The following is an 11,749-nucleotide window of genomic DNA, read 5'->3' as shown; positions in this document are numbered from 1 at the left end:
AGAATTTGGGCATAATGACAAATTAAAATTTAAAATAAATATTAACTTTGCTTCCAAATAACAAAAAACATGAGTGTACAAGAGAACAGCAGCAATAATTTCAACTGGTTATATTATGCTTTAGGTTTATTCTTCGGAGTTTTAACTGGAGCAATCATTACGCAAAACTATATTTTTGCTTTGTTAGGTGGTGTTTTAGGTTTGTTAACAGCAGGCTTATTTTTAAATGCTATCGTAAAAGGAAGAAAATACTAGTTTTTAGTCCCTTTATACAACTAAATCCTTTTAAGGATTAAAAAATAATTCCACAGCAAATAAGGCCATCATGATTTTACAAATAACTGTAAAATCATGATGGCTCATTGCTACTGAAAACAAAAACCTACAGATGAAAAATATCTTCATTGTTGTTTTCGCTCTTCTTTGTTTCAGCGCAAAGGCCCAACAAACCCCTGCTGCTGAAGTAAAATTTCCTGTTGCAGACCCAAGCCCTGCAGATATTGTTTATTTTCCACTTAATGCCCCAAAGGTAAAGGCTGGAGACCCGACAAAACCTGTTATAAAGATCGTTTATTCGCGCCCACAGAAAAAAGGACGTGATATTTTTGGCGTTTTAGAACAGTATGGAAACGTGTGGCGTTTTGGAGCCAACGAAAGTACAGAGGTTCGTTTCTTCAAAAAAGTAAGCATTGGCGGTAAAAAAATCAAAGCGGGCACATATAGCTTATTCGCTATCCCAAACAAAGATACCTGGACGATTATTGTAAATAGCGAGACCGATAAATGGGGTGCTTTTACCTACAATCAGGCTAAAGATATTGTTCGTGTAAATGTTCCGGTTAAAACCCTGGCTAAACCGATCGAGTATTTCTCGTTAACCTTTACCGAAATTACCGGCGGTGCTAATCTGGTTATTGGCTGGGATAGAACGCAGGTAGAATTACCAATTAACTTTTAAGTCGAAAAGAAAGAAAAATATAAGTCCCGGCTATTGCCGGGACTTTATTGTTTTAATCGTTTTTCCTCTGGCCCCATTAAACAAATTATGAAAATCAGTCGTCATTTCGACTGAAGCGCAGTGAAATGGAGAAATCTTTGAACTATGCTGATTGAGGACTTTATTCGATAACCCTTTTTTGCTCTTTAATCGAAACTGGCCTAACGCGAAAAAGGGCTTTAATGCTAATTTGAAACGAGTTTTTTAGCCTCACTATCGCTACTTATAAAGACTTTGTATACCTGGGTAATTTTCCATTCGCCTTCTTTATCTTTCTCAATGATCACAAAGTTTTGTTGTGCACCATCAAATAATTCGTAATTAATATCGATGCGTGCAATTACCAGGGCGTCGGTTTCAGAAACGATTGTAGAACTGATATTGCAATCTCGCTGAATTACGCCTTCATTTTTTTTCATTTGGCTTAATACATCACTTGCTTTATGTTTAATTACCCTTACATCCCTATTTGAGGTAAAAACGGCATCCTCACTTAAAACAGCTTTTAACTTTTTATAATCAGAATTCATGTAGCTGTCCATATAATAATTGATAACCGATTTGTGGCTTGCAGTTGGTTTTTCAGCTGCAAAAACATTATTTGTGATTGTAATACCTAGTAATAAAATCACTAAAGCTTTTAGTCTCATAACTATCTGTGTTTTTTTATTAAATGTCGGCTGGAATAAAGAAAAATAATATGCCGATAACACCATAATACCGAGGTAACTAAAATGTGATAAAAAGAAAAGGTTAGGTTATCATTTGCTTAATTAAACGGTAACCCCACCTTTCTTCGGACTTTAAATTATTACGGATTTTGCTGTCCGGCGAGGCCAGAATTAGCTTCCATTTCTGCTCTAGGTATTAAAAATTGCCATTTAAGATCTCCGGCAGGTATAGTTAAGGTTCCGGCAACAGAAGCAGAAACATAGTTAGGCACAACCGTTCTATCCAGCGGCAGATTTAAACGTTTTAAATCTAACCACCTGTGGCCCTCTCCCCAAAGTTCTATTCTTCTGTTAAAAAGAATTTCATTAATAAGCGCCTGCCCTGTATTTACAGAAATTACCGCACTTGGATCTCGCTGTTTAACCAGGTTAAATAAAACTGTTCTGGCCGCAGCCTCACTTCCAGGAGTTTTTGCATAAGCCTCGGCCAAAATCAGGTACATTTCTGAAGTCCGCATTAAAGGAACATCGCCTAAGGATGGGCCTCCCACTTCTTTAACTGAAAATTTACGGCTCATATAGGGCTGACGGGCAAAATTTGTAGCCGGTAGCGGAAAATTTACTGTAGTTGGTACAGGTTCCCACATCTTTTTCCGAACATCTGTAACTGATATTTGATCGTATAATGCCGAATTAATCCTTTTTGGATTTCCACGCATAAAGCTTGTATTGGCGTTGTAGGCGATCTGCGCAAAATAAGACCCAAATGTATCTCCCTGGTCTAATGTTGGCATAGAGGCCCACATAAACTCCCCTAATGTAGCATTATTAAAGCCCGCCTGGTAATCAGTAACAGACAATAGCGGATATTGGTTTGCATCTACAATATCTTTAGCATATTTAATGGCATTAGGATAATCCTGCATCACCAAAGCAACTCTGGCTCTAATGCCTTTGGCTACCGCAACACCTGCATGGCTTTTATTTGAGGCTGTTGCATTAAGCGAAATAGCAGTTTCTAAATCGCTAACAATGGCCGAATAAACACTTTCTACAGTTGCGCGGGGTTTATTGGTATCGGTTGAGGCCAATAAAAGCGGTACGCCAAGCTGGTTGTTCGGTTTCGCTCCCGCATCATAACGTTTACCAAAAAGTTGTACCAAACCAAAATAAGCATATCCTCTTAAGGTTAGCGCCTCGGCTTTCACTGTGTTTTTATCAGCAGCTGCGCCCGAGGCCTGATCAATATTATCGATAATGTAGTTCACATTGCCGATAATACGGTAATACGTTCGGTACATATACGTTAACATGGTACTGTTATCGGTGCGCGGACTAATCCACGATCCTCCATCAGAAGTATACCAGTTTGAGGAGGATATACCGAGATCTTCTCCCATAAAATCCATGTACAACATGATACCACCTACACCAGGCTTGTTTTGCTGCGCATTATCTGGTACGGTGGTAGAACGCTCAAACATGTATCTGTAAACACCATTTAAGGCATTCTTTGCATTTGCGGCAGAGGTAAATAAAGCTGAATTATCAACCTGATCTGTTGGTTTTGTATCGAGATAATCTTTTTTACAGGCTGTAATACTTAATAAACTAAAACCTGCAAAAAGTAAATATTTTTTATATTTCATGATCGTATCTTTTAAAGTGAAACATTGATTCCGAAACTAATCATCCTCGAAGGCACGTAATTAGTTGTATTTAAACCCGTGAACGATTCGGTCGGATCCATTCCTTTGCGTTTTGAGATTAAACCTAGGTTTTCTCCGGCTGCAAACACCCTAACACTGCTTAGAGTTGCACCTTTAATCCAGCTTTGTGGCAAAGTATAAGATAGATTTACATTACGGAAAGCAATATAAGAGGCATCAACCAGCCAACGGCTCGAGGTACCGTTAAACTGGCCAGAACGACCAATATCCAATCGTGGAATATCGGTAACCTGACCAGGTGTCATCCATGAGTTTAATGCATCAACGTGCAGCGCAGAACCATAGGTAGTAGCCATTAGGCCCTGATAGTTCTGATCGTAGAATTTACCTCCTATCTGATACGTAATTAGAAATGATAGTCCGAAGTTTTTATAATTAAAAGTGTTGGTAACCGATCCATATAAATCTGGAATAGCTGAGCCTGAATAATCAGAACGGGCATTGTTAATATCGGTGGTTAAAACACGTCCGTTAACCGTACGCAAGTTGGTTGTTACACCAGCATTAGGTTCAAATAAAGCCGAACCATCTGTTGGATCTACTCCGGCCCATTGACGCAGATAATAAGCATAAATGTCGCGCCCAACTTCAAGTCTTTTCGTTCCGCTGGTTACGGTCGGCGTTTCTGCAGGCATTTTAGTGATTTTATTTTTTAACCAAGACCAATTACTTAATAAAGTCCAGTTAAAGTTTTCAGATTTAAAAATATCGCCACTTAATTGCAGATCGATCCCCGTATTGTACATCGAACCAATATTACGACGGATAGAAGTGATTGGATCTGACAGTGGTTGTGGTACTGCAAACAATAAATTCGATGAGCCACGTTTAAAATACTCAATCTCACCTCTCAGGCGGCCTCTAAATAAACCAAAAGCGATCCCGGTATTAAAAGTATTTACCGATTCCCATTTTAAATCGGGTGTAGCCGCTGTGGCCAATAATAAACCTGGCTCGCTACCATTGTTCCAGCCTAACTCGTAAAAAGCCTGGTAATTGTAGTAAAGGCTGTTGTGCTCAACAAGATTTGCATCAATTAAATTATCATTCCCTACCTCACCATACGAAGCCTTCAAGCGTAAATCACTGATCCAATCGATGTTTTTCATGAAATTTTCCTTGTTAACTGCCCATGATGCTCCCGCAGAGAAAAATGTTCCCCATCTTGATTGCGAAGACAAACGTGATGTTCCATCACGGCGGATCGAGGCATCTACAAAGTATTTCTCCAAATAGTTGTAGCCCACTTTACCAAAATAAGACTCCACACGGTAAGTATCTTTATATCCTCCTGCATCACTAGGGGTTACAAAATTCGGGAATTCTGTATTTCCATCTAAAATCTGGCTTTGTTTAGTTGCACTTAATCTGCGCCAATCGTAATCGTAGTTTTCATGTCCGACCAAAGCATTTACACTATGATTGCTAAATGTTTTGCTGTACGATAATACCTGATTGAATGTATAACTCTGCGTTGGTGTGCTCCGTTTGGTAGATGAACCTCCAACAGTACTTCCATCACCCACAATCGGGTTTCGGTATTCGCTGCTATAGGCATTTATAAAATCGATACTAAAAGTCGGTTTAAAAGTAAAATCTTTTAAAAACTTGATCTCGGCATATGCTCTACCATTTAAGGCCAGTCTACGGCTCGTTACATCATTTAGCAAAGTCTCGTAAATTACATTTCGACCGGCTAAAGCGCCCTGTGGCCTGTTCACGGCACCCGGATTTCCTCCGTAATCATACCATTGCTCGCCTGTTGTGGTTAATACCGGATTGCCATTGGCATCAAAAGCATGTATTGGGTAAATGGGGCCAATAGTTCTGGCAAAATTGAAAACATTTACAAAAGCTGTTGCACTGCCAGTCGAGGCATCTTGTGCTAAATTTCCGTTCGATAAGCTTCCTGAAAGGTTTACCCCTGTTTTTAACCATGGCCGTAATTGGGTATTGGCATTAACACGGGCATTAAACCGCTCAAAATCAGTTTTAATTAAATAACCATTATCTTTCAGATAATTCATAGAGAAATAATAGTCTGTTTTTTCATTTTTTGCGCTCGAATTAACATTAAACTCGGTCCGCTTTCCCACACGAGAAGCTTGTTTAAACCAATCGAAATCATTGTACCGCAATTGTGCATTAGGGTTCAATTTGCCATCTACACCTACTATCTGGTTATTGGGCACATTAAACGGATTATATACCAATTGGCCCTGAATGGTATTAGATGCTTGTGTCGCTGCCGCCGACTCGCTTAAGCCAGTTCCTGTGGCTGGATAAACCAGACTATTTTTTAAAGCCTGCCACATCAAAGGATAATAATCTAATGCGCCAACCCGATCGTATTCTGGTATGCCCCGTTTAGAAAAACCTTGATTGTAGCTTGCATTTAATGTTGGTGTACCCGATTTACCCTTTTTTGTAGTAATAATCACCACACCATTAGCAGCCCTCGAACCGTAAAGCGCTGATGAAGATGCATCTTTTAGCAAAGAAATACTTTCTATATCATTGGCATTAATGTCGCCAAGCTCGCCATCATAAACTGAACCGTCTAATACAAAAAGTGGGCTATTCGATGCCGATATAGAACCAAATCCACGGATACGGATGGCCGAACTACTACCTGGCTGACCGTTTCCGGAAGTTGTTACTACTCCAGGCGCAACACCTGATAAAACGTTGGTAACATTCGTAATAATCCGATTATCCAGTTGCTTGGCACTCAAAGTAGCAACGGAGCCTGTAATGGCCTCTTTCTTGCTTGTTCCATAGGCCACAACAACTACATCCTGCAGGCTTTTAGAAGATGAGACCATGCGAATATTTAGCGTTTCGCCTGTTATTTTTACTTCCTGTTCGGTGTAGCCAACATAGCTTAGCACTAAACTCTGTGCGTTTGCTGGTACCGATATTGAAAAGGTTCCTTGCCCGGTGGTTTGAGTTAGTTGTGTGGTTCCTTTTATCTTTATAGATACGCCTGGCAATGGCAAGCCATCATCGGCATCAACCACTTTTCCGGTAATTGTTCTATTTTGCGCAAGGGCATCAAAATAAGACAAAACCGCCACCATTAAAATCAATAGTAATTTTTGTTTCATGTTTGGGAATAAATAGTTAGTAATTAATTAGTTCAATAGGTTTTTGGCAGATGAGCGAGAAACCAAATCAATAAGCAATTTAGGTGCTGTGAAAATCTGAAAATGTGCGAAAATCACCATTCTGGACAGAATAGGCCTTAAACGCAAAAAAGCAAACCCCAATCCTGGCAGTTTGCTTTTTTAATCATTATTAACCTAAACAGGAAAAAACTTCTACAAATTGTCCTGCAAGAGCTTCAAAAATAGTTTCATCCTGATATACAAAATATGCAGAAATCACTATTTATACCTTAGTTCAACCTACTCTTTCTATATTTTAGCGGGGTAATATTGAACGTGTGTTTAAATAACCTGATAAATGAGCTTGGGCATTCGAACCCTACTAAACCTACTATCTCATTTAAGGAATAAGTGGTGGTTTGCAACAGTTTTTTAGCTCTGTTTAATCTTAAATGCACCAAAAATTGGTATGGGCTAATTTCATATGCTTCTTTAAATGTTCTTAGCAAATGGTTAACCGATAAACATGCCTGTTCGGCAATATTTTCTAATGTTATATTTTGATTGTAATTGCTGCTAATGTATTCTTTAGCTAGTGTTAATCTTTTTAAAACCTCCTCGCGGGTTTTTGCTTTGATAAAGCTGAGTTTATCTAATTTCTGCGCCACCTCTTTATCATAAATTTTATAATAATTTAGAAGGCAGTGGTACAGATATTCATTAATCAGCATTTCATCTTTCAAACCCTTATCTAGCTGGCTTTTTAAATGCAGTACGTTAAAACGCATATCGCCAGAAAACGGATATAGCGATTCCATAAACGAAGGCGTTTCCTGTGCTTCTTTTCCATCGAGTAAACTTTCGTTACTACTCGAAAAAGTATGATAAAAATCTTTAATAAAATTTTCGCCAAAAGAAACAGAAAATGTATTTACAGGACTTATTGAGTCTATTTTGCTGCTAAAATTTGTTCCTGCGTTTACTACCGCAAAAGTATCGGGGTAAATGCTAAATTTACGTTTGTTAATTTCACAATCCTCAGTTCCGTTAAAAACAAATTTAATGGTATAAGCATCGTTCTGTTGCTCGTAAAGGGCTTCGCAGGTGCTTTCGCTTATAATTTTATTTCTATTGCTTAATTCTTTAACGTACTTCATAACATTAATCCTCATTATAGTTACGTTGTTCCAATATGATAAAATGATTACCATAAGGATCAGAAAATTCGATACTTAAACCCTCACTTAAGTAAGCTGGTCTATTTTTAAAAATAACCCCTCTCGATTTTAGCCTGCAATAATCCTCCAAACAATCATCGCTGGTTAATACAATTTTATTGGTTTGGTTTTGATGCTTTTGTTCCGATAGCAAAATATTGGTCTCATGATCTGCCTTAACCATGATTCCTTTCTCCTGTTCAGAAATCATTGTCGATTCTGTAGGCATCCCTAAACAGTTGGCATAAAATGCATCTGCATCATTTAGTTGCGTTACTTGCACATAAAAGAATTTTGCAGATTGGTTCATTTCCTTGTTTAATTGTATGATGTAAAATTAAACCGAAATTGAACCCAAAGCATCACCCAAAAAGGGTGATTTTCGCATTATTTTTTAGCAGAATGCAGGCATAGATCAAATAAAGCGCTTTTCTTTGGCTGTTTTAATCGCTTCTGATTTGGAATTCACATCGAGTTTGATGTAAATATTTTTTACATGGCTTCTTACCGTTTCCTGATCAATAAACAGATCGTTTGCGATTTGAGATTTTGTTTGTCCATTTGCAATCCGGTCTAAAATTTCGGTTTCGCGCTTAGTTAAAGGAGAATTCAGGTTTTTCTGAAAAGAATGCATTACAATGCGTGCCACATTTGTACTCATGGCACCTCCGCCTGTGCTCACCTCTCTTATAGCATCTATAATTTTCGATGCGCTTGAGTTTTTAGTGAGGTACCCCCCTGCGCCCATGGTCAGGGCTTCGAAAACCAATTCAGGCGAATCGAAAACGGTGAGGATAATAATATTCGCGTTGGGTAAAGTTTTTTTGATAAATGGCAAAGCCTGCAACCCATTGGTGCCAGGCATCTGGATATCCAGCAGAATCACGTCAGGATGATCGGCATCTAAGTGTTTTTTGGCCAAATCGTAGGATGCATAAGCGTTAACGACTACAAAATCTTCAACATCGCTTAATAACGATTCATAACCCATTCTTAAAATATCGTCATCTTCGATTAGAACAATTCGTAAATTCTGGCTCATTTTTGTGGTTGTTTTTTAATTAAGACGCTTTTAGTACTAGTTTGTAACAGGAATTCTGGTAGAAATTGTTGTAGTGGTGCCTTTCCCCTTAATAGAAGAAATTTGAAAGGTCGATTTTATACGCTTGCAGCGCGTTTGAATATTGTTTAGCCCTCTTCCTTTCTGTACTGTTTCAATATCAAAACCTTCGCCGTCGTCTGTTGTTAAGATGTTAACGGTATCATGATCGGTTTCAATAACCATAATTAAAACCTGGCTTGCTTTTGCGTGCTTTAACACATTGTTTAACATCTCCTTAAAAATTAACGTTAGGTTTCGGTTAAACTCCATTGACAGGTGTAGCTTTTGGTATTTGCTTAATACGCCTTCCATTTTAAATGTAACGCCCGTATTTTGGAAAAGATCGATTCCAAAATTTTTAATGTGCATCAGTATCTCAAAAAGATTATCGCTATGTGGATCTAACGCCCAAAGGATATCTTTAGTTCCGGTATACAACAGGCTGGCATTTTCTCTGATTAGCCTAATCAGTTCTTTTTGCTCTTTCTCGGTTCCGGCTACCTTTTTATCCAAAATTTCGGATAAAACATTAATCCGGGTTAGTTTATTGCCAATATCATCGTGAAAATCTTCAGCAGTTTGCTTTCTTATTTTTTCCTGTTCTTTTAATTTTAACTTTTCGAACCGATGTTTTTTGCGTTCCCTGGTTTTAAAAATGAGGTAAAAGATAAGCCATATCAGAAATATAAGCACCAAGAATGCACCAATCTTAAATATAACGGTATCATAGTACGGTGGCACAATGGTAAAGCTAAACTGTTCTATATTCGATTGTTGTCCATTTGCGATAGCATAAACCTGAAAAGTATAACTACCTGGCCTTATGGCCGAGTATTCGATCTCCGTGTTGGGTACAGGTTTACTGAAATCATTATCTATCCCAACCAGTTTGTAACGGTAAAATACGCTTTCTGGATTGGTGAGGTAAACTCCTTTAAAACTTATCGAAATGTGGTTTTGACTGTAGTTAAGCTTATAAAATTTATCACCTTTTCCGTTCAGATCGATCGAAAGATCTTCAGCCCGATCATTTTTATGAAAAACACTTACCTGTTGAATATGAATAAAAGGATTTTTTTTGTTCTCCGTAAGCACATTGGTTTTACATTGAATAAGTCCATCTATGGTGCCCACCAATATGCTGTTTCTGTAATTGATAATTGCGTTTTGGTTACACTCTACAATTAGCGGATGATCTCTAAAAACTTCATAATTTTGTTGCTGTTTATTAAAAGTTAATTTGTTAATCCCCCGCCCTGTTCCGGCCCATAAATTATTTTGCTTATCGGTTGCAAGACTATAAATATCATTTGAATTTAACCCATCAGTAACAACATAACGTTTAATGGCTTTCGTTTTTAAATTCCAGATGATGATCCCATCACCAAGCGTAGCAAAAATTAAATTATCCTCCTGTCTTATAATGCTCAGTACGTAAATATTGGTGAGCGATTTGATACGAAATGTTTTATCTATCTTTTTATTTTTAATAAGTGTAACGCCATTTGAGGTGCCAAGAAATACGCTATCCTTCCCCAATGGGTAAATACACGATAGATAGCCATCAAATCCGCTTATTCTTTCGGTTTTTCCATCCTTTAAATAACTAGATGACCTGAGTCCGTTTATCCAGATCCCCCCTTCCTCATCTTCAGCTATCGAGCTGTTATCAAATCGCTCTGGCTTTAGTACCTGGCTAAATTTCTGTCCGTCGTATTTCCAGATGCCTTTACCATAGGTGGAAAACCAGATATTTTTTGCTTTATCGGCATAAACGAAATAGATTTTTTTATCCTTAAAGGCGGGGATATCAATGTTTTGTACATCTTTCCCATCATACTTAAAAACGCCCTTGTTAAAAGTGCCAAACCATAGATTATCATTTTTATCTGCCGCTATTCCACTTATCGGATAAGCCAGGTTCTTGCCCTTAAACTTATTGTAGCGAATAAAAGCATCGCCTTCATATTTGTAAATACCATCACTAAAACAAGATATCCAGATATTGTTTTCAGCATCGCTAAATATTTCGTTAACCTGGTTATCACTTAATCCATTTTCTCCGTTAAAATTGATGATCAGGCCGTTTTTATTGATAAAATAAGCCCCTTTTTCCGAACCTACCCACATATTTCCACGGTGATCCTGTGCGATGGAATAATAGGTATCAATGCCCTCTTTTTTAAAAAACGTTTTAACTATTCCGTTCTCCAGCGCGTAAATTCCGCTATGGTCGGTTAAGAGATAGGCTTTATTCCTTACGGTTTTATCAAATAAAATCTTCCGGATAGATAAAGTATTAATGGCTGGCGGCAACTCCTGGTAGATTGCCCAGTTATCATTCTTTAGCTGATAAATACCCTTTTCTGATACAGCAGCATATAGATTTCCAGCGCTATCGCTGTTTATGGTATGAATTTTTTTACCGGCGATGGAATAAAAAACAATTTTATCCTTTTCAATTTTGAAAAGCTTATATTCACTTATTCCCCAAATAACACCATGCATGTCTTTAAGCAGGTGGCTTACTCCTTTGCCCGAAAACAGGGTGCTTATTTTTCCGCGTTTAAGGATGCTGATGCCTGTTTCGGTACCAAAAAGCATTTGGCTCTGGTTATCCTCTGCAATACAGTTTACTGAGTTCGATCCTAACCCATCAGCTTTGCTGTACGATGTAAATTGCCTGCCGTCGAAATTACTTACCCCGCCAAATGTGCCAAGCCAAAGCGTCCTGTCTTTTGCCTGATAAATTACCATAACCTGCGATTGAGGTAAGCCATCCTTTAAGCTGTAATTGGTAAAATTATAGCTTTGGGCCGATAGCTTAAGGCTAAAAAGCAAAATGAAAGAAACTATGAAATTTATCTTGATTATAGACAGTTTACTGCACATGTAATACAAAATAAGCATAATTTCTTTCAAAAG

9 protein-coding genes are annotated in these 11,749 nt (G+C 38.0%); 2 read left to right on the top strand and 7 right to left on the bottom strand.

Annotation, left to right across the window (positions count from 1 at the left end; genetic code table 11):
• Window positions 1–69: 69 nt before the first annotated feature.
• Window positions 70–255: a hypothetical protein gene (locus tag HDC90_RS10855; RefSeq protein WP_025141696.1), complete on the top strand. Its 186-nt coding sequence runs from the start codon at window positions 70–72 to the stop codon at window positions 253–255.
• 133 nt (window positions 256–388) lie between these two features.
• Window positions 389–958 (top strand): DUF2911 domain-containing protein, encoded by a 570-nt coding sequence (locus tag HDC90_RS10850; protein WP_184466220.1) that lies wholly within the window; start codon window positions 389–391, stop codon window positions 956–958.
• 224 nt (window positions 959–1,182) lie between these two features.
• Here the strand turns inward: HDC90_RS10850 and HDC90_RS10845 are convergent, their stop codons facing one another.
• From HDC90_RS10845 to HDC90_RS10815, 7 genes are all read right to left on the bottom strand, one after another.
• A complete protein-coding gene (locus tag HDC90_RS10845; protein WP_184466218.1) occupies window positions 1,183–1,647 on the bottom strand; it encodes a nuclear transport factor 2 family protein in 465 nt (154 codons plus the stop codon).
• 161 nt (window positions 1,648–1,808) lie between these two features.
• Window positions 1,809–3,317 (bottom strand): RagB/SusD family nutrient uptake outer membrane protein, encoded by a 1,509-nt coding sequence (locus HDC90_RS10840; RefSeq protein WP_184466198.1) that lies wholly within the window; start codon window positions 3,315–3,317, stop codon window positions 1,809–1,811.
• 11 nt (window positions 3,318–3,328) lie between these two features.
• On the bottom strand, window positions 3,329–6,505 hold the full coding sequence (locus HDC90_RS10835) for a SusC/RagA family TonB-linked outer membrane protein (RefSeq protein ID WP_184466196.1): 3,177 nt from the start codon (window positions 6,503–6,505) through the stop codon (window positions 3,329–3,331).
• A gap of 290 nt (window positions 6,506–6,795) precedes the next feature.
• Window positions 6,796–7,662 carry an AraC family transcriptional regulator gene (locus HDC90_RS10830; RefSeq protein WP_184466194.1) on the bottom strand — a complete coding sequence of 289 codons (867 nt, stop codon included), beginning with the start codon at window positions 7,660–7,662 and terminating at the stop codon, window positions 6,796–6,798.
• 4 nt (window positions 7,663–7,666) lie between these two features.
• Window positions 7,667–8,032: a VOC family protein gene (locus HDC90_RS10825; RefSeq protein WP_184466192.1), complete on the bottom strand. Its 366-nt coding sequence runs from the start codon at window positions 8,030–8,032 to the stop codon at window positions 7,667–7,669.
• 105 nt (window positions 8,033–8,137) lie between these two features.
• On the bottom strand, window positions 8,138–8,764 hold the full coding sequence (locus HDC90_RS10820) for a response regulator transcription factor (RefSeq protein WP_184466190.1): 627 nt from the start codon (window positions 8,762–8,764) through the stop codon (window positions 8,138–8,140).
• Window positions 8,765–8,800: 36 nt separating this feature from the next.
• Complete coding sequence (locus HDC90_RS10815) at window positions 8,801–11,665, bottom strand: two-component regulator propeller domain-containing protein (RefSeq protein WP_184466188.1); 2,865 nt, start codon at window positions 11,663–11,665, stop codon at window positions 8,801–8,803.
• Between the last annotated feature and the right edge of the window lie 84 nt (window positions 11,666–11,749).

It is taken from the genome of Pedobacter sp. AK013 (genome assembly GCF_014205835.1).
GTDB lineage: Bacteria > Bacteroidota > Bacteroidia > Sphingobacteriales > Sphingobacteriaceae > Pedobacter.
The sequence above is the reverse complement of the archived record's forward strand: the minus strand, read 5'-3'. Positions and strand labels throughout refer to the sequence as shown.